Source organism: Pigmentiphaga humi (assembly GCF_900606115.1).
GTDB classification, from domain to species: Bacteria; Pseudomonadota; Gammaproteobacteria; order Burkholderiales; family Burkholderiaceae_B; genus Pigmentiphaga; species Pigmentiphaga humi.
In genome coordinates this window covers 64,346-86,668 of sequence record NZ_UWPJ01000022.1, presented here as the reverse complement: position 1 = coordinate 86,668, position 22,323 = coordinate 64,346, and the positions used below count along the sequence as shown (strand labels likewise).

23 protein-coding genes are annotated in these 22,323 nt (G+C 65.7%); 22 read left to right on the top strand and 1 reads right to left on the bottom strand.

Annotated elements, in window-relative coordinates; translation table 11 throughout:
* Positions 1–148: 148 nt before the first annotated feature.
* The 4 genes from PIGHUM_RS13610 to PIGHUM_RS13590 all read left to right on the top strand — a co-directional run bounded on the left by PIGHUM_RS13610 (position 149) and on the right by PIGHUM_RS13590 (position 4,574).
* Positions 149–979 (top strand): DUF932 domain-containing protein, encoded by an 831-nt coding sequence (locus tag PIGHUM_RS13610; RefSeq protein WP_023121647.1) that lies wholly within the window; start codon positions 149–151, stop codon positions 977–979.
* An 80-nt stretch (positions 980–1,059) separates the two neighbouring features.
* A complete protein-coding gene (locus PIGHUM_RS13605) occupies positions 1,060–3,144 on the top strand; it encodes a ParB/RepB/Spo0J family partition protein (RefSeq protein WP_023121646.1) in 2,085 nt (694 codons plus the stop codon).
* 62 nt (positions 3,145–3,206) lie between these two features.
* Entirely contained in the window at positions 3,207–3,416 is a 210-nt protein-coding gene (locus PIGHUM_RS13600) for a hypothetical protein (protein WP_023121645.1), read from the top strand.
* Between the two features lie 843 nt (positions 3,417–4,259).
* A complete protein-coding gene (locus tag PIGHUM_RS13590) occupies positions 4,260–4,574 on the top strand; it encodes a DUF736 domain-containing protein (protein WP_023121644.1) in 315 nt (104 codons plus the stop codon).
* Positions 4,575–4,637: 63 nt separating this feature from the next.
* Here the strand turns inward: PIGHUM_RS13590 and PIGHUM_RS13585 are convergent, their stop codons facing one another.
* Entirely contained in the window at positions 4,638–4,943 is a 306-nt protein-coding gene (locus tag PIGHUM_RS13585; protein WP_023121643.1) for a helix-turn-helix domain-containing protein, read from the bottom strand.
* 243 nt (positions 4,944–5,186) lie between these two features.
* On the opposite strand from PIGHUM_RS13585, the gene PIGHUM_RS13580 reads away from it, so the two are divergent.
* The 18 genes from PIGHUM_RS13580 to PIGHUM_RS13485 all read left to right on the top strand — a co-directional run bounded on the left by PIGHUM_RS13580 (position 5,187) and on the right by PIGHUM_RS13485 (position 22,321).
* The gene (locus PIGHUM_RS13580; protein WP_023121642.1) at positions 5,187–5,537 is read left to right on the top strand and encodes a DUF2958 domain-containing protein; all 351 of its coding nucleotides are present in this window, start codon (positions 5,187–5,189) and stop codon (positions 5,535–5,537) included.
* 311 nt (positions 5,538–5,848) lie between these two features.
* Positions 5,849–6,622 (top strand): DUF2285 domain-containing protein, encoded by a 774-nt coding sequence (locus PIGHUM_RS13575; RefSeq protein WP_023121641.1) that lies wholly within the window; start codon positions 5,849–5,851, stop codon positions 6,620–6,622.
* 83 nt (positions 6,623–6,705) lie between these two features.
* Positions 6,706–6,987, top strand: coding sequence for a helix-turn-helix transcriptional regulator (locus PIGHUM_RS13570; RefSeq protein WP_003107109.1), 282 nt, complete (start codon positions 6,706–6,708; stop codon positions 6,985–6,987).
* Between the two features lie 26 nt (positions 6,988–7,013).
* Positions 7,014–7,871, top strand: coding sequence for a replication initiator protein A (locus tag PIGHUM_RS13565; protein WP_023121640.1), 858 nt, complete (start codon positions 7,014–7,016; stop codon positions 7,869–7,871).
* 253 nt (positions 7,872–8,124) lie between these two features.
* Positions 8,125–8,763 carry a ParA family partition ATPase gene (gene parA, locus PIGHUM_RS13555; RefSeq protein ID WP_023121639.1) on the top strand — a complete coding sequence of 213 codons (639 nt, stop codon included), beginning with the start codon at positions 8,125–8,127 and terminating at the stop codon, positions 8,761–8,763.
* Complete coding sequence (locus tag PIGHUM_RS13550) at positions 8,760–9,044, top strand: hypothetical protein (RefSeq protein ID WP_023121638.1); 285 nt, start codon at positions 8,760–8,762, stop codon at positions 9,042–9,044. The genes parA and PIGHUM_RS13550 overlap by 4 nt, the downstream gene beginning before the upstream one ends.
* Entirely contained in the window at positions 9,041–9,598 is a 558-nt protein-coding gene (locus PIGHUM_RS13545) for a DUF2840 domain-containing protein (RefSeq protein WP_023121637.1), read from the top strand. Before PIGHUM_RS13550 ends, PIGHUM_RS13545 begins: the two co-directional genes overlap by 4 nt.
* Positions 9,595–10,194, top strand: coding sequence for a S26 family signal peptidase (locus PIGHUM_RS13540; RefSeq protein WP_033457388.1), 600 nt, complete (start codon positions 9,595–9,597; stop codon positions 10,192–10,194). The genes PIGHUM_RS13545 and PIGHUM_RS13540 overlap by 4 nt, the downstream gene beginning before the upstream one ends.
* Positions 10,195–10,642: 448 nt before the next feature.
* Positions 10,643–12,625 carry a relaxase/mobilization nuclease domain-containing protein gene (locus PIGHUM_RS13530; protein WP_023121635.1) on the top strand — a complete coding sequence of 661 codons (1,983 nt, stop codon included), beginning with the start codon at positions 10,643–10,645 and terminating at the stop codon, positions 12,623–12,625.
* 1,461 nt (positions 12,626–14,086) lie between these two features.
* The gene (locus tag PIGHUM_RS13525) at positions 14,087–15,565 is read left to right on the top strand and encodes a SulP family inorganic anion transporter (RefSeq protein ID WP_023121633.1); all 1,479 of its coding nucleotides are present in this window, start codon (positions 14,087–14,089) and stop codon (positions 15,563–15,565) included.
* 15 nt (positions 15,566–15,580) lie between these two features.
* Positions 15,581–16,444, top strand: a complete 864-nt coding sequence (locus tag PIGHUM_RS13520; RefSeq protein ID WP_023121632.1) for a universal stress protein — start codon at positions 15,581–15,583, stop codon at positions 16,442–16,444.
* A 252-nt stretch (positions 16,445–16,696) separates the two neighbouring features.
* The gene (locus PIGHUM_RS13515) at positions 16,697–17,641 is read left to right on the top strand and encodes a LysR family transcriptional regulator (protein WP_023121631.1); all 945 of its coding nucleotides are present in this window, start codon (positions 16,697–16,699) and stop codon (positions 17,639–17,641) included.
* On the top strand, positions 17,638–17,916 hold the full coding sequence (locus PIGHUM_RS13510; RefSeq protein WP_023121630.1) for an EexN family lipoprotein: 279 nt from the start codon (positions 17,638–17,640) through the stop codon (positions 17,914–17,916). Before PIGHUM_RS13515 ends, PIGHUM_RS13510 begins: the two co-directional genes overlap by 4 nt.
* Before the next feature lie 236 nt (positions 17,917–18,152).
* On the top strand, positions 18,153–20,156 hold the full coding sequence (locus PIGHUM_RS13505) for a conjugal transfer protein TraG (RefSeq protein WP_033457389.1): 2,004 nt from the start codon (positions 18,153–18,155) through the stop codon (positions 20,154–20,156).
* Positions 20,153–20,614 carry a hypothetical protein gene (locus tag PIGHUM_RS13500; RefSeq protein WP_023121628.1) on the top strand — a complete coding sequence of 154 codons (462 nt, stop codon included), beginning with the start codon at positions 20,153–20,155 and terminating at the stop codon, positions 20,612–20,614. The genes PIGHUM_RS13505 and PIGHUM_RS13500 overlap by 4 nt, the downstream gene beginning before the upstream one ends.
* Positions 20,611–21,669, top strand: a complete 1,059-nt coding sequence (gene trbB / locus PIGHUM_RS13495) for a P-type conjugative transfer ATPase TrbB (RefSeq protein ID WP_023121627.1) — start codon at positions 20,611–20,613, stop codon at positions 21,667–21,669. Before PIGHUM_RS13500 ends, trbB begins: the two co-directional genes overlap by 4 nt.
* Positions 21,666–22,052, top strand: a complete 387-nt coding sequence (locus PIGHUM_RS13490; RefSeq protein ID WP_023121626.1) for a TrbC/VirB2 family type IV secretion system protein — start codon at positions 21,666–21,668, stop codon at positions 22,050–22,052. The genes trbB and PIGHUM_RS13490 overlap by 4 nt, the downstream gene beginning before the upstream one ends.
* Positions 22,049–22,321 carry a VirB3 family type IV secretion system protein gene (locus PIGHUM_RS13485; RefSeq protein ID WP_023121625.1) on the top strand — a complete coding sequence of 91 codons (273 nt, stop codon included), beginning with the start codon at positions 22,049–22,051 and terminating at the stop codon, positions 22,319–22,321. Before PIGHUM_RS13490 ends, PIGHUM_RS13485 begins: the two co-directional genes overlap by 4 nt.
* The last annotated feature ends 2 nt before the right edge of the window (positions 22,322–22,323 follow it).

Below are 22,323 nucleotides of genomic sequence, written 5' to 3'. Positions count from 1 at the left end.
GGGCGATGAACTCAGGAAGACGGTGGCAACAGGGCCAACCGGGTTCCTCTCGCCGACCGCACCAAACAGCCGAAAGGCTGGGCTCCGAATCTAGGAATCCGGTGTGCGGTGAACAGCAAACCCTTTTTTCTTTGTCAGGAGAAATGAAATGCAACTCGCATCCCGCTTCGCTTCCCGCTCCCCCTCGCTGCGCAGCGACTACCCGCTGTCCGATGACCAGATTCACCGCGTAGCGCCGTCCATCTTCGCGGACGCGCCGCATGAAAGCCGTTCGCAGCGGTACGCCTATATCCCCACCGCCGCCGTGCTGGCCGAGCTTCGCAAAGAAGGGTTCCAGCCCTTCTTGGTGACGCAAACCCGCGTGCGCGATGAAGGCAAGCGCGAGCATACGAAACACATGCTGCGCCTGCGCCACGCCAGCCAGATCAACGGCGCGGAGGCCAATGAAATCGTGTTGTTGAACTCGCACGATGGCACGAGCAGCTATCAGATGCTCGCGGGCATGTTCCGGTTCGTGTGCAGCAATGGGCTGGTGTGTGGCGACACCGTGGCCGATGTGCGCGTACCCCACAAGGGCGACGTTTCCGGGCATGTCATCGAAGGCGCTTACGAAGTCTTGCGCGGCTTCGACCGGGTGAAGGATTCCCGCGATGCCATGCGTGCGATCACGCTGGACGAAGGCGAGGCCGAAGTATTCGCCCGCGCCGCGCTGGCCCTCAAGTACGACCCCACCGACAACAAGCCCGCGCCCATCACCGAATCGCAAATCCTGATGCCGCGCCGGTTCGACGACCGCCGCCCGGACTTGTGGAGCGTGTTCAACCGCACGCAAGAAAACCTGACCAAAGGCGGATTGCATGGCCGCAGCGCCAACGGACGCCGCCAGCAGACCCGCCCCGTGCAGGGCATTGATTCCGATGTGCGCCTCAATCGCGCCCTCTGGATGCTGGCCGATGGCCTGCGCCAGTTGAAAGCCTGATTCCCCACGCGGCAGGGGCAGGCAGCAGCCCTTGCCGCTTCTTTCGCTGCTGCATCCCTGAACCGTTAGGAGTTATCACCATGAACGCAACCACCTACACCGAAGCCCGCGCCGTCAATGCCGCCGCCGCTATCCCGCTGGAAGCCGCCGACCCGACCAAGAACCTGATTCTGGTTCCGCTGTCGCGGCTGGTGCTGCGCCCCACGGGCCGCAACGTGCGCAAGACCCCGCGCATGTCCATCCCCGAACTGGCCGCGAGCATCCAGCGCGTGGGCCTGCTGCAAAACTTGATCGTGATTGCCGCCGCCGATGGCGAACATTACGAAGTCGTGGCCGGTGGCCGCAGGCTGGCCGCGTTGAAGCTGCTGGCGAAGAAGCACCGCATCAGCAAGGAATGGGAGGTGCCTTGCCTGCTGGTGGCCGATGGCACGGCGCGCACCGCCAGCCTGACCGAGAACGTGCAGCGCGAAGCCATGCACCCCGCAGACCAGTTCGAGGCATTCGCCGCGCTGGTGGCCGAAGGCCGACCCATCGAGGACATAGCCGCCGATTTCAGCGTGTCCCCGCTGGTGGTGCAGCGCCGCTTGAAGCTGGCGAACGTCTCGCCCCGGCTGCTGGCCGACTACCGCGCCGAAGCCGTAAGCCTTGACCAGTTGATGGCCCTTGCCATCACCGACGACCACGCCGCGCAGGAAGCCGCCTTCTACGATGCGCCGACGTGGCAGCGCCAGCCGTCCGCGCTGCGCGACCGCCTCACCGAGCGGGAAATCGACGCCTACCGGCATCCGCTGGTGCACTTCGTCGGGCTGGACACCTATGAAGCCGCAGGCGGTGGCGTGCGCCGTGATCTGTTCGCCGAAGGTGACGCGGGCGTGTATCTGACCGATGCCGCGCTGCTGGACAGGCTGGCGCAAGACCGGCTGGCGGGCATGGCCGCCCAGGTGAAGGCCGAAGGCTGGGCATGGGTGGATGCCACGCCGGGCGTGACCCATGCTGACCTGCACGCTTTCCAACGTGCGCCGAGGGAGCGGCGCGAGCCGACCAAGCGCGAAGCGCAGCGCATCGAGAAGCTGCAATCCAAGATGCAGGAACTGGCCGCAGCCGTGGATGACGCGCTGGACGCCGAGGACGAGGACAAGGCCGATGCACTGCAAGAGGAAGGCGAAGCCGTGGGCGAGCAGTTGCAGGCGCTGGAAGATGGCTTGCAGGACTACAGCCCGACCGCGAAGGCCGCAGCCGGTGCCATCGTCACCATCGACCGCAACGGGCAGGCCGTGATTCATCGCGGGCTGATGCGCGAGGCCGAGGCCAAGGCGCTGCGCACGCTGGAACGCCTGCGCCAAGGTTTCAGCGGCGAGGATGCCGGGAACGACGACGAAGGCGAGGACGGAGACGGCGACGGCGACGGGCAGCCAAAGACCGCCGCCATGTCCGACCGGCTGGCGCAACGGTTGAGCGCCCACCGCACCGCCGCGCTGCAAATCGAAGTCGCCCGGCATCCGCAAGTGGCGCTGGCCGCGCTGGTGCATGGCATGGTGCAGACCGTCTTGCAGGAAAGCCGCTACGGCCACGACTTGCCGCTGGGCGTGAGCCTGAAAATGCAAGACCGGCTGGAAGGCATGGCCCCGGACTGGCCGGAATCGCCCGCCGCCGTGGCGCTGCGCGAACTGCAACAAGTGGCCGGTGAAGGCTTGCCGCAGGACAGCGCCGAACTGTTCGCCGCGCTGCTGGCAAAGCCGCAAGACGAACTGGTGCGGCTGCTGGCCGTGTGCGTGGCTTCCACGGTGGACGTGGTGACGCCTCGCGCCATGCTGCGCCAGCCCGGCGAGGAACTGGCGCAGGCCGTGGGCCTCGACATGGCAGCATGGTGGCAGCCGAGCGCGGAAGGCTACTTCCAGCACGTTCCCAAGGCCGCCATCCTGCAAGCCGTGGGCGAGTACGCGCCAGAGCAGGTTTCCCGGCTGGCGAAGTTGAAGAAGGCCGACATTGCCAGCGAAGCCGAGCGGCTGGCGAACGGCACAGGCTGGATGCCTGCCATCTTCAAGGCCGAAGGCACGCAGGCAGCCACGCAGGCAGAACCGCAGGCAGAACCGCAGGAGCAGGACGACGCCCCGGAGGATTCCGAGGCAATGGCGGATGAACCCGCCGTGGCGCTGGCCGCTTGACCCGCGCCGACAGCAAGCGCCCCGGCCTCGACCGGGGCGCTTCGCTGGAAGGAAAACGCCCCATGACCCGCACTACCACCAGCCGCCCACGCATGGCGGCGATCTATGCCCCCGGCGTGGTACGCGCCCGCCGCTGGCACGGCGACGGCGACGTGCGCGGCTACCGTCCGCCCTCGGGCTGGTCAGCCCGCGCCGACCTCACCGACATTCACCCCATCACGGGCCGCGCCTTGCCGCGTGCCGTGTGGTGGCTCATCGAGACGAAGGAATAACCCGAACAGCACCGCGCCCAGGCCGTTCCGCCCTGGGCGCGGTGAAAAGAAAATCCGGGCGCGGCGGTGGCCGCGCCCGGTGTTCAAGGCCAACAGCCGAATCAGAACGCCGCCGCCTTCGCGGTGGCTCAGGCGGCGGCGTTAGAGCAGCCGAGCATTCGCCCGGCCCATACCTGCGCGCTACGCTTATGTCCAGGGGAAAGCCCTGCGGGCTATCCCCCGCCGCGCAATGCTTGGCGCCCCTTGATGCCGCCGAACCGGCTGCGCCGGATCGGCTCGGCCAGCGCCCCGCCGCGATGGACGGCGTGCCGGCGAACACGCTGGCGCTTGCTGCGGCGGGTTGTGCAAATGCGTGCGGTCCTCAACGCTGGCGGTTCCTGCCTGTCACGTCACGAAGGACGGTTCACGGACAACCCGCCCGACATCGCTATGGAGCTTCCACACCACGCCTCAAGACCGGCACCGCAAGGTGCGGCAGGGGCGTTCTCGCCTGTCGTCGGGTGGTTGACCTGGCCCGCGTCAGCGGGCGAGCCGGAGCAGCCTTCATGCGGGGATGCCGAGCCGGCCCCATCTCCTTTCGGAGCGGTTCGGCCCAAGGCGTCCTTGTCTCGTTGTGAATCCTGGCGGTGGCGCGGCTGCGCCTCGGGCTTCATGACTGCAACCGTCCGGCGAAAACAATTTCCCCGCCGCTGCGCGGCTTCCTCGCGCAGCAAATTCTTTTCGCCTTCCGGTTCTCCACTGCGTTTCGACCGCAAGCGGTGCAGCCAGCCCGTCTCCCGCCAGCCGGATCACAACAAGGACGCGATGGGCGCGAACCTTGTTCAACCGACAGGAGAAAACATCATGGCCAACATCGGCACCTTCACCGCAGACAAAGACGGCTTCACCGGCACGCTTCGCACCCTGACGCTCAATGTCAAGGTCAAACTGGTTCCCAACGACAAGGGCAGCAGCGAGAACGCTCCCGACTTCCGGCTCCAGGCCGCCGGTCACGACATCGGCGCGGCATGGAACAAGAAAAGCGAGGCCGGGCGGGATTACAAGTCCGTGAGCATTGACGATCCTTCGTTCCCGGCGCCGGTCTATGCCCGCCTGATCGAAGGCGAGGACGGCACGCACGACCTGATCTGGTCGCGCAGCAAGCCCCAGGCGGCGTGACCGCCACAGCGCCCCGCCCATCGCGGCGGGGCGCTGTGCTGCTGATCGCAGCACATCACCGCATCACGCACGCGGCTTCGCCGCGTCGCGTTCGCTCAACACCGCCTCTAGCTCCTGGCGCACCTGCGCCAGCAGCTCGTCGGCCTTGCTCGGGCTGTTGCCCGCATAGGCCAGCGTCAGCAGCGTGAGCGGGTGGATCTCCATCACCTCGCACAACTCCGCCAGCTTGTAGAAGGTCGGGCTTTTCAGATCGCGTTCGAGGGTACTCATATAGGTGCGGCTGGACACGTCAGAGAAGGCTTCCTGGCTCAAGCCACGCGCCTTTCTGACCGTCTTCAACGCCTTTGCCAATGAATACCCAGCCGCCACCTATGGTTTCCCTCAAAAAACCAAGATGACAGCCCATTGCGCCCTATAGGACTACAATCTATAGTGTTCATTTGGTGTTGCTATCCGTTTTTGTGCCTTTACGGAAATCCGCATCGGCGGGTTCCAGCAAAGCCACGGAACCGCGTCCGTGCTTGCGCACGAAGGCACAAATCCGGCTCGGCAGTTCTGCGCTTTGGCGCGAAACCGCATCCGTGCATCATTGGATTCGTGGGATTACCGACCATGCCCCAGCCACTCGCCACCGACCCAGAGCGCGCGCAACTGCTCGCCAACGGCGAGGCCCGTGCCGCTGGCCGGGCCATCGACCCGGTGCCCGTGGTGCGGCTGTTCACGCCCGACGCGCATGTGACTTGGCTGCTGGCGGCGCTCGATCCCGCCGATGGCGACACCGCTTGGGGCCTTATCGACCTGGGGATCGGGATGCCCGCGCAGGGCACCGTCAAGCTGTCCGAGCTGGCCGGCATCGTCGGGCCGCGCCAGCAGCCCGTACTGCGCGACCTCTATTTCCGGCCCACGCGCACGCTGTCGGAGTACACCCGCCTAGCCGAGCGAGACGGGGCCATTCCAGATTGACCACCGCCGACTGTGACTTTTTCAGTCTTTTGTCATACCGGGCAAGTCTCAATCGGGATTATTGCGGCATACCCACGCCAGTCTGATCCAAATAGACATGATGCCCCGCGCGGGCTGCGGCAGGCTGGACGATACGGCGTCCCACGGCTGGGGCGCCGCTGCCCCGCCATTGAGACGACTACCGCAACGCGTCGGAGCCAATCGGTCTTGACAGGTCCATCCATCTTTTTTAACCCATGACGTTCTGACGATACCGATGTAGCGCGTAGTTCTTCCGTGGCGGCCAGTCCTGTTCGCAGGGAGGTTGCGTCATGGTCGATCGCAGCGCCGAGCCTTGGTATCCGACTGCCGCGTACCTGTACGCGCTGCATTTGGACGACCTCGCGCTCGCCTGGGAATACCTGCGCAGGCATCCCGACTACCGGCTCGACTGGCTGCGCCGTCATCGCCGGCCGCAGGCGGCACAGGACGCGGCGCATCGCTGGGGCTTGCGCCTTCTGGAAGACCCGGTGCTGGATGTGCGCGACGCGCATCCAGCCTGGCTGCCCGGCCACGCTGCCGTGGTGCAACTCTATCCCGACGCCGACCCGCCGCTCGATGCGGCGGTCTTTGCGTTCTGGCACATCCCTGGGCACAAGCAACTGCTGCATGACGGCAAAGGGCTGGCGCTGATCGCGCGCAGCCCTGGCCGATGCGTGCGCTTCGTGCTGGCGCCCGGCCTGGAGGACGGCATGGCTGTCGCCTATGCCCACCGCGGCGGCGCTGCCGCGCCGGTGCATGGGCATCTGCCCAGCTCCGACATGGCCGATACGAAGCCCCGGCCGACACTCGCCGCGCTGCTGGAACTGCACACCTTGCAGGCGCTCGACGCAGCCCTGGCGGGCGCGTCCTTGCGCGAAATCGCCGAAGGGCTGTTCGGCGCCGATGCCGTGGCGGCCGACTGGCACGCCGACGGTGATCTGCGCGCCCGCGTGCGCCGTCTGGTACGGCGCGGCGATGCGCTGATGCGCGGCGGCTATCGCCGCCTAGCACAGCTTGCGCCGCTTGAGAAGGGACGTTTTGCAGCCGACGCAAAACGTCCCTGATCGAAAACCCCTCGCTTCTTGAGACTGCCTCCATCCGGTCGCGCTGTGTGGCTGGTCGTTTTCAACCGATGGAGGTTCACACCATGCGTCCCGCTCCCTTGCGGCCTGCCGCCACTGTCTCGACCGCTGCCGCGCAGCCGCAGCGTTACCTCACCAACGACGAAGCCGCCGAGTACCTGCGCCTGTCGCCGCGCACGCTGGAAAAGCAGCGCGTGATCGGCGGCGGCCCACGCTTTCGCAAGTTCGGCCGGCGCGTCATGTACGCCGTGGCCGACCTCGATGCTTGGGCCGCCGACCGCAGCTTCGAGACGACTTCCGATCCCGAGTACGCCGAGCACCACTCGGCGGACAGCCGTGCGCGCTGATCGCTGGCGCGCGTCAGGCCATCGTCATGTCCAGCCCCGCGCTGCCCGTGCGGCAGCGGCCGATGCAAGAGCGCGAACAGCTCGACCTGTTCCGCGCCTTGCCGGGCGACATGGCGCCGCGCGACAGCCAGGACTTGATGGCCTTTCCGTTCTTCTCGCTGGCGAAGTCTCGGCGCGTTGCGCCAATCGACTTCCGGGCCGGCAACGTCACGATCCGCGTGGAGGGCACAGCCGAGCACGGCATCGCCACGATTTGGGATGCCGACATTCTGATCTGGGCCGCCAGCCAGATCGTGGAAGCGCGCGACGCGGGCCTGCGCCCGTCGCGGCTGATGCAGGCCACGCCCTACGAGATCCTGCGCTTCATCGGGCGCGGCACGTCGCTGCGCGACTACCAGCGCCTCAAAGCGGCCTTGGATCGCCTGCAATCGACCACCGTGGCCACGTCCATCCGCGAGACGACAGGCCGGCGCCTGCATCGGTTCTCATGGATCAACGAATGGAAGGAACTGGCCGATGCCAGCGGCACGCCGCTGGGCATCGAGCTGATCCTGCCGGACTGGTTCTATGCGGGCGTGATCGACGCCGCCCTGGTGCTGACCATCGACCCGGCGTATTTCCGATTGACCGGCGGCATCGAGCGGTGGCTGTACCGCCTGGTGCGCAAGCACGGCGGCAGGCAGGAACACGGCTGGCAGTTCGACTTTCAGCACCTGTACCGCAAATCGGGCAGCGTGGCGCGCTACTACGACTTCGCCGCCGACCTGCGGGCATTGGTCGCGCGGCAGTCCTTGCCCGGCTACCACTTGGGCATCGAGCACGTATCCGGGCTTTCGTCGCCGCTGCTCACGTTCCGGCCCGTGCCGTCCACGGCACGGGGATAAGTGCGGGAGAGCCTGTGGACGGACTCGTGCTATCAGGCAACAGAAGTATCGTGCTATCAGGCAACGAACTATCGTGCTATCAGGCAACAAAATCGGCCGCAAACCCGCGCCAGCACTGGGTTTGCGCGCCCTCTAACTTCCCTAACTTAATTTCTCTAACTTTTAGTAGGGAAACGCCGCTGCGGTGGATAACCGCCACGCGGCCATCAACGCAGCAGCAACAGCCGGGCTTTCCAACATGGAGGGCCAAGCCATGATCGTCGCGCTACTCAACCAGAAAGGCGGCGTGGGCAAGACCACGCTCGCCACCCACATCGCTGGCGAACTGGCAATGCGCGGCCAGCACGTCGTGCTGCTGGACGCCGACCCGCAGGGTTCATCACTGGACTGGACGCAACGCAGAAGCCAGCAAGGCTTGCCACGGCTGTTCAGCGCCGTGGGCCTCGCACGCGAGACGCTGCATCAGGAAGCGCCAGAGCTGGCACGCCGCGCCGATCACGTCGTCATCGACGGCCCGCCGCGCATCGCCGCCTTGGCGCGCTCCGCGCTGCTGGCGGCCGAGCGCGTGCTGATCCCGGTGCAACCCAGCCCCTACGACTTGTGGGCCAGCGCCGAGATGGTGGCGCTGATCCGCGAGGCGCAAGTCTTTCGGCCTGCGCTGCGCGCGGCCTTCGTCATCAACCGGCGTGTCAGTACCACCGTGATCGGGCGCGAAGCACGCCAGGCGCTCGCCGACCAGCCGCTTCCTGCGCTGCGCGCGGAAGTGCATCAGCGCATCGTGTTCGCCGACAGCGTGGCCGCTGGCCGGCTTGCACGCGAGACGGCACCGGACAGCGCCGCCGCCCGTGAAATCACCGTCCTGGTGGACGAACTGCTGCGGTGGACGACATGACAGCGAAGCCACCACCGAACGGCAAGCGCGCAGCAAAGCGCGTCGGCATAGGCGCGCGTCCGCCCGCGAATCCGCACGCTGAAGCGTGGATTCGGCAAGGCGACGCCGATGCGCTGGGCAAGGGCGACCTCTACACCGCCCGCCTCACGCTCGACATCACGCCCGCCATGCGGGCGCGCATCAAGGTATCGGCCTTCACGCAAGGCGTGACCGTGGCCGACCTGCTGCGCGGCCTGCTGGAGCGGGAGTTTTCCGAGAACCGCAGGGAGAACACACCATGACCGCATCCACTGCACCTGCTGCCGCGCCTGCCGCTGGCGCGGCCACGGCTGCGCCACAGCCATCATTCAGCGCGCCTTCCGGCCAGCCCGCCAGCGCGCCGCTGACGCGCGTGGCGCTGGCCTACATCGAGGCCCGTTTCAAGCTCTACCTGCGCTTCGGCGAACCCGCGCGCACGCACCAGCTCGACCGCTGGCGGCGTAGCGCGGTGTTCCTGCCGGGTGCGGTGTTCTGCCGCGTGCGCTGGCAGTCCAACGATTTCGGCACCGTGCGCTGGCAGCTCATGGTGATGCAGGCTTGCACGCCGCTGGACGGCGCGCAGCGCATCCCCGGCGTGCAGCCGGGCGCGCGCCTGCTGCTGCACGCCGAGGGCGACGGGCAAGTGCGCGCCGTGCTGGAGCGCATCGACGCCATCGAGGCGCTGGGCATCGCAGCCATCGCCGTCTCGCCCGCGTACTGGCGCACGCTCGCCAACCGGCTTGCTGCGCGCCTGCCGCTGCCCGAATACACCACCGAGCGGCACGCCGCCTGGCTGACCGGGAGGGCGCTGCCATGACCGCCGTTTCCACTGGCGGCACTGCGCCGCGTCCTCGCTCGCACACCCGCTCACGCTTGCGCGCTCGCATCGTGCTCGCGGGCCTCGCCGCCTGCGGCCTCGCTGCGCTGGCCTGGGCGTCCTTCGTTCATCCGCTGCCGCGCCTGATCTACAACCCGTCCGACAGCGTGGCGGTCGGCTGGTATCGCATCGACCCGTTCGACCCACGCACCGCCTCGCTGCCACGTCCCTTGTCCGTGGACAGCATCGTGCTGGTGCCGCTGCCGACCACGGCCGCCGCACTCGCTGCGCAGCGCGGCTATCTGCCGGTGCGCGTGCCGCTGCTCAAACGTGTAGGCGCAGTCGCGCCGCAGCACGTTTGCGTTTTCGATGCGCTGGTGTGGATCGACGGCGTGCCGGTGGCTGCCGTTCGGCCCGCCGACCGGCTGGGCCGCCCGCTGCCATCCTGGCCGCAGTGCCGGCAGCTTCGGCCTGGCGAACTGTTCCTTCTCAGTGTGACCAATCCGGCGTCGTTCGACAGCCGGTATTTCGGGCCGGTCAGCGCATCTGCCGTGATCGGCGTCGCGCGCCCGATCTGGCTGGAGGCCCACCCATGATGGCCGCCGACTCACTGCACGTTGCCGTGCATCTTGTCGTGCCATCGGGCGTGCCGATCCCGTGGCTTTCCTCATGTCGTCGCGCGTGCCGTGCGAGCGCCGATCCTACGTATCGGGCGCCGCACTTCGCGCTGCCTTCCCATGTGCAGGCGTCTTGCCTCGAATGCGCCCGGCCTTTGGCCGTCGCTGCGTTCGCCGGCGCGCTGGCTGCTCGCGCAGCAACGCCGCCGGGCCGCCGCTGCCCGGAGCGTCAGCGAGGGGCAAAGGCGGAAGGCAAGACAAAAGTACGCGGCACCGGGCCGCGTCGAAAGCCAGTCTGCACGTGGGGTTGGCACGGCACGGAGCGGCTTCGCCGCCGTGCCGCGTGTGGTGCGAGGCCCACGCCAAGACAGGGCGGCCCGCGTGCTTCGCACGCCGGGGCACGCCCCAGCTTTCATGGAACGCAGCCATGAGCGACCGCCGCGATGACGATTTCCGCGTGCGCCCCAGCGCCCCGAAGAACCGGGGCAAGGGACAGGGGCAGAGCTTCGTTTCCAAGGTGCTCAAGCAGACCGGCAAGGCCAGCGGCGGGAAGTCCTCGGTGCGCCGTCCTGGCGCGACGGGTGGCACCGGCCAGCGGCCCGGCTCGCGCCTGGGGCGCGGCCATACGGCGGCGCGCTTCGCGGACGCGAAGCTGACGCCCATGTCCCGGCGCGTGACCATCAAGACGCTGCTGGTGAATCACCAGCGGGCCAGCCCGCAGTCGCTCGCCAAGCACCTGCGCTACATCGAGCGCGACGGTGTGGGACGCGACGGTGAACCGGGTCAAGCCTACGGAGCGCAGACAGACGTGGCCGACCTCGACGCCTTCAAGGAACGCTGCGCCGACGACCGGCACCATTTCCGCTTCATCCTCTCGCCCGAGGATGGCGCGGAGCTGGAAGACCTGCGCACCTACACGAGGCACCTCATGGGCCGCATGGAGGCCGACCTGGGCACGGGCCTCGATTGGGTGGCCGTGAACCACTGGAACACCGACAACCCGCACACGCACATCGTCGTGCGCGGGCGCGACGACACCGGCAAAGACCTCATCATCGCGGGCGACTACATCGCCGACGGCTTCCGCCACCGCGCCGCCGAACTGGCGACCGAGTGGCTGGGGCCGCGCACTGAGCTGGAGATCCAGCAGACCTTGCAGCGCGAGGTGGAGCAAGAGCGGTGGACGAGTCTGGATCGCACCTTGAAGCGCGAGGCCGGCGACGATGGCCTGGTGCATGTCGAACGGCTCAACGAACCTCGCTTGCAGCGCCAACGCCTGTTGCTGATCGGCCGCCTGCAACGCTTGCAGCGCCTGGGCCTGGCCGACGAGACGCAGCCCGGCTCCTGGGCCATCCATGCCGATGCCGAGAAGACCTTGCGCGCCTTGGGCGAGCGCGGCGACATTATCCGCACCATGCAGCGGGCCATGAGCGGCCAGCCGCGCGAGCTGGCGGTGTTCGAGCCGGGCGAGGATGGCCGCACCATCGTCGGCCGCGTGGCCGCGAAGGGGCTGGCCGACGAACTGCACGACCGGGGCTATCTGGTCATCGACGGCGTGGACGGCAAGGCCCACTACGTCGCGCTCAACGCCCGCGACGAGTTGGCGAACTATCCGACCGGGGCCGTGGTGGAGGTGAAGGGATCGGCCGACGTGCGCGCGGCCGACAGGAACATTGCCGCGCTGGCGAGCGATGGCCTGTACCGCACCGACCACCACCTGGCCGTGACACAGGGCCAGGCCGTCCCCGGACGCGATCCGCAGGAAGTTGTGGCGGCCCATGTCCGCAGGCTGGAAGCCCTACGCCGGGCGGGCATCGTGGAGCGCGTAGCCGAGGGGCTATGGAAGGTGCCGGGCGACCTGCCCGAGCAGGGCCGCCGCTACGACGCGCAGCGCCTGGGCGGCGTGGCCGTGGAGCTGAAATCGCACCTGCCCATCGAGCGGCAGGCGCGCGTGATCGGGGCCACCTGGCTTGACCAACAGTTGATCGGCGGCGGCACTGGCCTGGGCGACCTGGGGTTTGGCGGCGAGGCCAAGCAGGCGATGCAGCAGCGCGCCGACTTCCTCGCCGAACAAGGGCTGGCCGAGCGGCGCGGGCAGCGCGTGATCCTGGCGCGCAACCTGCTGGGCACGCTGCGCAACCGGGAACTGGCACAGGCCGCGAAGGCCATTGCTGCTGATACCGGCCTGGAGCATCGCCCGGTCGCCGACGGGCAGCGCGTGGCCGGAATCTACCGGCGCTCCGTCATGCTCGCCAGCGGGCGCTACGCGATGCTCGATGACGGCATGGGATTCAGTCTGGTGCCGTGGAAGCCGGTGATCGAACAACGCTTGGGGCAGCAGCTTGCCGCCACGGTGCGCGGCGGTAGGGTGTCGTGGGAGATTGGGCGGCAGCGAGGATTCGGGCGATAACCAACCCCCAATTTCAGCTCTGCTACAGGACAGTTAAGGTTCAATGCGTACCTCTTGCCATCCCCAGCAGACCGGAATCACCATTGTCAGAATCAGTGCCATGCCACGTGCGTGTTTTGGCAAGGCTTCATTGAGGCGACTTGGGCCCATGCCATGTAGCAGTGCTGGCAGCAGTGCGTCACCTGCACGCCAATGCACCCATAGTTGGCCCAACATCTGCAAAACGACGGCCAGCACCAAGACGGAGGCCAGTCCTTGGTGCCACGTGCGGGAGAACATGGCGGAAAAGGCCATTCCTAGCGCAAGCAATAGCACCAGTGCTCTGATGGCTAATCCTTGATGACCTGGGCCGAGCATTCTTAATGACCAAGGCGCCAGGGAACTGTGCCAATTCCAGCTTGCGCCCAACTGCGCTCGCACGGCTGCACCGCGCGGCCCGAACAGTGGCCATAGCACATGAAACAGGGCAAGCCAAGGCAACGCTACATCCAGGCTACAGTGAAACGTCTGCCACCGAAGCATGTCCACCGTCAGCCATGAGCCGAACGCCCCTACCAGAAGTAGCAACGGAGCGAGTCTTGTTTGTGCGTCCCAAAGATAGACGGTATGAAAAGGCCATTCGGCAGGCGAGTCGGCGGGTTGTACGGAATCTGTCTGGCAACGCATGTCGGCCCATGTCGGTTCTATGTTGGTCGGTCTTCACACCGACTCCGTACATGACAGATCGGCGAGGGCCTGCGGAATCGCAGGATCTGATGGTTAGATGCCCTTTAGGCTGTTCCATCCATCTTCTCGTAGCTCGACATCCTCGCTAGATCGACATCTGCGAGGAAGTCACACTTTCATGTTGCCGACAATGAGCTACGAGGTTCACGCCCTCAAGACAGGGGGTGAGGCGTACTCGGCTATTCGTGGTCAACCTGGCGACTGCCGACAAGCACACGATGTGCGCTCAGGGCGGAGTCACAGGGAAGAAGTAGCCGCAAGGAAGTGGCCGACCAACCAAGGCAGGCTGATGCTTCCAAGACATACGACCGCAATGGGACATGACCCATTCTAGTGCTGGCATTGAACATGAGTCGCAGAACTCGGACATCGCCGAGCGGTCGCTAAGAAAGAGACCTTAGAAGCTACCAAGCGTCTGGGCAATCATCGGGAACGGCAGCAACCTAGCAAGAGACGCGCTGCCGGGACTTGCTGCGGTGCGCAAAAGCAGTTACAATCCCCGCACTACCCATCAGCACACAGCCACCTATTTGGAGCTCTTACCAGTGTAACTATCAGTCTCGCAGCGAGCCGCTTTTCTAATTTCAAACTTCGCTCGCACGAGGCTGTACGTTCGACTGGCTGTGTTTTGCCAGCCCTTACTTTTTGGGCTGTTCTCTATTCCGGGTTCGGAAAGAGGCATTCGCGCCTAGATCCGTTCCAGCCTGCGGCCGAGCCTGCCCCCGGAATAGATCAATGATGAAATCCCTGCGCCAGGACTGGTTCTCCAACGTCCGGCACGACCTATTGGCTGGCGTCGTCGTAGCGCTCGCCCTCATCCCCGAAGCCATCGCCTTCTCGATCATCGCAGGCGTCGATCCCAAGGTCGGCCTGTATGCCTCATTCTGCATCGCCGCAGTGACTGCTTTCACAGGCGGCCGACCGGGCATGATTTCGGGGGCCACCGGCGCGATGGCGCTGCTGATGGTCACGCTGGTCAAAGAACACGGACTGCAATACCTGCTGGCCGCCACGGTGCTGACGGGTGTACTTCAGATCATCGCTGGCTGGCTAAAGCTCGGCGCGTTGATGCGCTTCGTCTCGCGCTCGGTCATCACCGGCTTCGTCAACGCGCTGGCGATCCTGATCTTCATGGCCCAGTTGCCCGAGCTGACGAACGTGACCTGGCACGTCTATGCCATGACGGCGGCGGGCCTGGCCATCATCTATCTCTTCCCCCGTATCACCAAGGCCGTGCCGTCCCCCCTGGTGGCCATCGTGGTGCTGACCGCCGTGGCGATCGTCCTTGGCCTCGACATCCGCACCGTGGGTGACATGGGCCAGTTGCCCGACAGCCTGCCGGTGTTCCTACTGCCCGATGTGCCGTTGAATCTGGAGACGCTCAAGATCATCTTCCCGGTGTCGGCCACCTTGGCCGTGGTGGGCCTGTTGGAATCCATGATGACGGCTTCCATCGTCGATGACCTGACCGACACGAACAGCAACAAAAACCGTGAATGCGTAGGCCAAGGCGTGGCGAACATTGCCAGCGGTTTTCTCGGCGGCATGGCGGGTTGCGCCATGATCGGCCAGTCGGTCATCAACGTGAAGTCGGGTGGCCGGGGCCGGCTGTCCACGCTTGCAGCCGGTGTATTCCTGCTGCTGATGGTGGTGTTCATCGGAGATTGGGTGGCGCGCATTCCAATGGCTGCACTGGTTGCAGTGATGATCATGGTGGCCATCGGTACCTTTAGCTGGACATCGTTTCGCAACCTGCGCGCGCACCCCAAGAGTTCCAGCGTGGTGATGCTCGCGACTGTCGCCATGACGGTAGGTACCCATGACCTAGCCAAGGGCGTGCTGGTTGGTGTGCTGCTCTCGGGCTTTTTCTTCGCCCACAAGGTCGGCCGGATCTTCCATGCGTCCTCCCTCACGGAGGACGAAGGCCGCATACGCACCTACACCATCACCGGCCAGGTGTTCTTCGCATCGGCCGAACGCTTCGTCAATGCCTTCGACTACAAGGAAGTCATCGACAAAGTACGCATCGACGTCAGCCGCACCCACTTCTGGGACATCACCGCGGTGAGCGCCTTGGACAAGGTGGTCATCAAGTTCCGGCGCGAAGGCACGGAAGTGGAAGTGATCGGCCTGAACGAGGCCAGCACCACGATGGTGGACAAGTTCGGCGTCCACGACAAGGACGGCGCTGCCGACATGCTCGCGGGCCACTAACAAGGAGAACGGATCATGAAAAACGAGAATAAGGTGCTGGCTTGCGTCGATCAATCACGATACGCGGTTCATGTGGCCCACTGCGCGGCCTGGGCGGCCCACCGCATGGATGCACCGCTGGAGTTCCTACACGTGATCGACAGCCATCCCGAGCGGGGACCGGGCGACGACCACAGCGGTGCCATCGGCGTCGACGCTCAGGAAAGCCTGTTGGCACAACTGTCAGCCGAGGACGAAGCACGCGCCAAGAGCGCGAGAGAGCAAGGCCGGCTGTTCCTGAACCAACTGCGCGAACGCGCATTGGCGGCGGGTGCGGCGCGCGTCGATGTGCGGCAGCGTCACGGCGCACTGGAAGACACAGTGGTGGAACAGGCGCAAGGCGTGCGTCTGTTAGTGCTGGGCCGACGAGGTGCAGGGGCCGAAGTGGCGCGACGTGAGCTGGGCCATCATGTCGAGCATCTGGTTCGCGCTCTGAATCGCCCCATCCTGACCGTGACCGAAGACTTCAAGGCGCCCCAACGGGTGATGATCGCCTTCGATGGCGGCACCGTCACACGGCGCGGCGTTGAAATGGTGGCGGGCAGCCCGCTGTTTCGCGGATTGCCCATCCTATTGCTGATGTCCGGCAAGCAAAGCAGAGACGCACCCAAATCGCTTGATTGGGCCAGGGACACCCTGAAAGCAGCAGGCTTCGAGGTGACGGTTTCACTGGTTCCCGGAGATGCCGAAACAGTGATTGCAACGGCAGTGAAAGAACAGTCCATTGACATGCTCATCATGGGCGCATTTGGTCATTCACCACTGCGCGGCCTGCTATTTGGAAGCAAGACGACGGACTTATTGCGCTCGTCACGCATTCCAACGCTCTTACTGCGGTAGCAAGAGGCGATCGCCACAAGGCAGTCGTCTGTTTTGGAACGAGGCCCCATTGCCGCCTGATGGGGTAGTCAATCTGCATCGTGAGGGCCTAAAGATAAGTTGGTCGGCAACACGAACATTTGAGTTTTTCAGTTACGACAACTCGGTCTGATTACACGCTCTGCTAGCGCGTTGACAGTTTCAGAGCGACAAGGCTGTAGATATGCATGCGCGTGGAGAAGGCGGCACACGCCTATATATAGGGAAGTTCTCATGGAGTTGCGCCATCTACGCTATTTCTGGGCCGTAGCCGAAGAACTCCACTTCGGCCGCGCCGCGGAGAAGCTGCACATCGAGCAATCACCGTTGTCGCGTGCTATCAAAGAGTTGGAAGAAGAACTGGGCGTTGTGCTGTTTGCTCGAACCACTCGCAGCACTCAACTCACCCGCGCCGGGAAACTGTTTCTGGAGCACGTGCGCCGCGTCTTCGCCGCCTTGGAACAAGCACGGGACAGTGTGAGGGCAGCGGCCAATGGATTTCATGGACAGTTGCGCGTGGCGCTGTCCGACGGCATCACCCCGTCACGCCTATCTGCTTTGCTCGCCGTCTGCCGACAAGAAGAACCAGAGGTCGAAATCCGATTCTTCGAGGTGCCACTGTCACAACAGATCAAGGGACTACATGACGATCTGTACGACGTAGGATTCGCGCAGTCCAGGGAGGCAGGCGATGGCATCGTCGCTTTACCGGCTTGGAGCGATCCGCTTATGGTGGCGGTGCCGGCGAGGCATCCGCTATTGGCCCACAAACGCATCCCTCTGGATGAGTTGCTGCGCTACCCGCTTGTCTTGTGCGACCCGCAAGTGTGCGAAGGCCATGCCAAACACGTTGATCGAGTGCTGCGTCGGGCGGACATGGAGCCGCTAATTGCGGAGCGGGTCGCTTCCTGCGACCTGATGATGGCGCTCGTATCGGCAGGCTTCGCACTTGGCCTGGCGGGTGCAGCGCACATTGTCGCAAGCCGTGAACCGGGCGTGGTAGCGCGACCACTGGCGTCCCGTGTACCGCCGCTGACGACGTACCTGCTCCGCCCAGAGAATTTCCCCTCCGATGTGCTGACACGCTTCATTAAACGTGTGCAGGCTATCGAATCACCGGAATCTCCCCGGCCCATCACGGGCCATACTCTTGACCTACCGGAGGTACCTACGCCGTGAAGAAGACCATTCCTTTCTTGCTGGCGGCCGCATTGACCGCCTGCGGCCAATCCGAGGCGCCGCAGAAAGCCGCCGATTCGGAGGCAAATATCCCGACGGTGGAAGAACTGGCAGCCAACCCCGAACGGCTCAAGGAGCTGCGCCAGCAATGCAAAACCGACCGTGCCAAGCTGGGCGACGTGCTGTGTAATCGGGTCGCCGAAGCCACGCGCAAGCGGTTCTATGGCGACGGAGAAACCCCGTACACGCCACCGAAGGAATCGCCCAAGTTCTGATTGTTGTCGGTTCGCCGCATTACCTTCATTTTTCCGCCCAACACGCCGCAATGCGCCCGCGCTTGCGGCGTTTTTCTTTGGCTCGCCAGTGCGCTAATTCTTTCTTTTTGTTCGACCTTTCTGTCCTAAACGGTCTTTGACCGGCACTGGCCCGGCACCGATCCTGACGCCTGCGGCACGTCCGTGTGCCGCTTTTTCCATGAGGAATCAGCGCAGGAGAAATCGGAGGCGAGGTCATGCAAGGGACGAACGTGCTATTCGGTCAGATCGCCGTGGTATTCGGCATCGTGATCGCCGGAGTGTGGGGCGCCACACAATGGACAGCAGCAGCCCTTGGCTATCAAGTACGCCTTGGCTCGCCTTGGTTCGATCTTCTTGGCACGCCGATCTATCACCCGTGGAAGCTGTTTGAGTGGTGGTTTTCTTACGGCGCCTATACCCCGGAAACCTTCGACACCGGCGGAGCCATCGCGGGCAGCAGTGGCATGGTCGCCGTGGCCGTCGCCATTGCCATGTCGGTCTGGCGCTCGCGGCAGGCACGCCTGGTCACGACCTACGGGTCGGCCCGCTGGGCGAACGCGCAGGACATTCGCAAGGCGGGCCTCACGCAGCCAGCGGGCGTGTTCCTCGGCCAGCACGACCGCCAGTACCTGCGCCATGAAGGGCCAGAGCACGTCCTGACCTTCGCGCCCACGCGCAGCGGCAAGGGTGTCGGCCTGGTGGTGCCCACCTTGTTGAGCTGGCCGGCTTCAGCGGTCATCCACGACATCAAGGGCGAGAACTGGCAGATCACCGCCGGCTGGCGCAGCCGTTTCAGCCATTGCCTGCTGTTCAACCCGACCGATGCGAAGTCGGCGGCCTACAACCCGCTGCTGGAGGTACGGCGCGGCGCGCATGAAGTGCGCGACGTGCAGAACATCGCGGACATTCTGGTCGATCCCGAAGGCGCGCTGGAGAAGCGCAACCATTGGGAAAAGACCTCTCACGCGCTGCTGGTCGGGGCCATCCTGCATGTGCTCTACGCGAGCGAAGACAAGACGCTGCGCGGCGTCGCCAACTTCCTCAGTGACCCGGCCAGCCCCTTCGAGCTGACCTTGCACCGGATGATGACCACGCCGCATCTCGGCGATGGCCCGCATCCCGTCGTCGCTTCGGCGGCGCGCGAAGTGCTCAACAAGTCGGACAACGAGCGTTCCGGCGTGTTGAGCACCGCCATGTCGTTCTTGGGCCTCTATCGTGATCCCACGGTGGCCGAAGTCACGTCGCGCTGCGACTGGCGCATCGCCGATCTCATCTCCGCCGAGCACCCGGTGTCGCTGTACCTGGTGGTGCCGCCTTCGGACATCAGCCGCACAAAGCCGCTCATCCGCCTGATCCTCAACCAGATCGGCCGGCGCCTGACCGAATCGCTGGACGGCTCGGACGGCATAGCGCGCAGGCACAAGCTGCTGCTGATGCTCGACGAGTTCCCGGCCTTGGGCCGGCTCGACTTCTTCGAGACGGCCTTGGCCTTCATGGCGGGCTACGGCATCCGCAGCTTCCTCATCGCGCAGTCGCTCAACCAGATCGACAAGGCGTATGGGCAGAACCACTCCATCCTCGACAACTGCCATGTGCGCGTGACGTTCGCCACGAACGACGAACGCACAGCGAAGCGCATCTCCGAGACGCTGGGCACCGCGACCGAGCTGCGCGCCCAGCGCAACTACGCAGGCCACCGGCTCGCGCCGTGGCTGGGCCACCTCATGGTGTCGCGTCAAGAGACGGCCCGCCCGCTGCTGACGCCGGGTGAAGTCATGCAGCTTCCGCCCGATGAGGCCGTGGTGATGGTGTCCAGCGTGGCCCCCATCAAGGCCACGAAGCTGCGCTACTACGCCGACACCAATTTCAAGCAGCGTGTCATGCCGCCGCCTGCGCTGGCGGACGGGCAGTACGCGGACGCGCCGCCTGCGCGCGCTGACGACTGGAGCGGCTTGGCGATCCCCGCCGTGCTGACTCCGCCTGCCGCCGGAGAAGCCGAGGGCTTCCCGGCCAGCACTGACGACGGCGGCCCGCGCCGTCAGCCAGAGCTTTCCGAAACCGTCGCCTACGACCCCGAGCTGGCCGCGCCCGCGGCCGACCTGGCGCTGCTCGATGACGACGACGACCTGCCGCTTCCCCTTCCTCGCCAGCTTGATCCGCCCATGCAGCGCGTGGCCCGGCTGGCGTCCCTCGACCCCAACGACGGAATCGAGCTATGAGCTACCGCCTGAACCTCTTTATTCAGCCCGAGCACGCCCAGCGGCTCGATGAACTGGCCGCCAAGAAAGGCGTGTCCAAGTCATCCATCGTCGCGGCGGCGCTCGCATCGTGGCTGTCGCCCGATGCCGCCGACCAGCGCGAGGCCGCTATCGCCAAGCGCCTTGATCGGCTGTCGCGCCAGGCCGAGCGCATGGAGCGCGACCAGAACATCGCCATCGAGACGCTGGCGCTTTTCATCCGCTACTACCTGACCGTCAGCACGCCGGTTCCCGAAGCGCACCAAGACGCGGCCCGTGCTCAGGGCAAGGCGCGCTTCGAGCAGTTCACCGAGCAGCTTGGCCGCCACCTGATGCGCGGACGCAGCCTGGTGCGCGACGTGGTGGAGGAACTGCACCCCGACCCGATGCGGATGGAGGACGCCGCCGCAGCGGCTCAGGCGCGGGAGCGTGCGTCATGAGTGCCGTTCCCCAATCCATGAGTGCCACGTCGCTCGACCGGCGCATCCAGATGCTGCGCACGGCAATGGGGCCGCTAATCGCCACCGCGCTCGAAGACCCCGACGTGGTGGAAATCATGCTCAACCCCGACCGCACCCTTTGGGTGGATCGCCTGTCGTCGGGCCGCGCGCCTATGGGCGTGGAGCTGCCCGAAGCCGATGGCGAGCGAATCATCCGCCTGGTCGCGACCCACGTCGGCGCGGAGGTGCATCGCGGCCAGCCGCTGCTGTCCGCCGAACTGCCCGAAACCGGCGAACGCTTCGAGGGCATCTTGCCGCCCGCCGCGCCGGGGCCGGCCTTCGCGCTGCGCAAGCGCGCCATCGGCGTGATCCCGCTGGAGCGGTACGTCGTGGACGGAATGATGACCGCCGCCCAGGCAGGCTTTCTGGTGCGCGCCGTGCGCGAGCGCCAGAACGTCTTGATCGCCGGGGCCACCAGCAGCGGCAAGACGACCTTGGCGAACGCGCTGTTGGCCGAGATAGCCGCCACCGGCGACCGCGTACTGGTGCTCGAAGACACCGTGGAACTGCAATGCGTCGCCCGCGACCACGTGCCGCTACGCACGCGCTCCGGCGTGGTGTCCATGACCGAGCTGGTGCGCTCATCCATGCGCCTGCGGCCTGATCGCGTCGTCGTCGGCGAGGTGCGCGGAGCCGAGGCACTAGATCTCATCAAGGTGTGGGGCACAGGCCATCCCGGCGGCATCGCCACGATCCACGCCGGTTCCGCGCTGGGCGCGCTGCTGCGCATGGAGCAACTGATTCTCGAAGTGGCGGTGAACCCGCCGCGTGCGCTGATCGCCGAGGCGGTCAACGTGGTGATCCACATCGCCGGGCGCGGACGGAAGCGCCGCATCGAGAGCATCGCCCGCGTCGTCGGCTTCGACGGCGTTGGCTACCAACTGGCGGATGCGATGGACACGCCGTTTCCCGAGCTGTCGCCAGTTCCCGATGCCGCATCCGCTGCGGCGACTTCCTCATCCCCGTCCCTCAATCCCTCTGGAGAACTGCCATGACGCACGCCCATGCCTTCCGTGTTTCCGTAAATCCGCCTTCGCACCTGTCCATCCTCGCGCGGCTGCGCTGCCTGGGCCGCCCTGCGGGGCAAGGGCTGCTGCTGGCCGCGCTGCTGCTGTTCCTGGCCGGAACCGCGCAGGCCGCCGGTTCCTCGATGCCGTGGGAAGGCCCGCTGCAATCCATCCTCGAATCCATCCAGGGGCCGGTGGCACGCATCGTGGCCGTCATCATCATCATCGCCACGGGCCTCGCGCTGGCCTTCGGCGACACGTCGGGCGGTTTCCGCAAGCTGATCCAGATCGTGTTCGGCCTGTCCATCGCGTTCGCGGCTTCGAGCTTCTTCCTATCGTTCTTTTCGTTCTCGGGCGGGGCTGTCGTATGAGCGCCCCGGATAGCTTCGCAGCCGGGTTCGAGGTGCCGCTGCATCGCTCGCTCACCGAGCCGATCTTGCTGGGCGGCGCACCGCGCACCGTGGCGATTGCCAACGGGACGCTGGCCGCCGCCGTCGGGCTGGGCCTGCAACTGTGGATTCCGGGCGTCGTGCTTTGGATCGTCGGCCATTCGCTGGCGGTATGGGGTGCGCGCGTCGATCCGCAGTTCATGGCCGTGTTCGCCCGGCACATCAAACACCGCCCGCTGCTGGACGTGTGAGG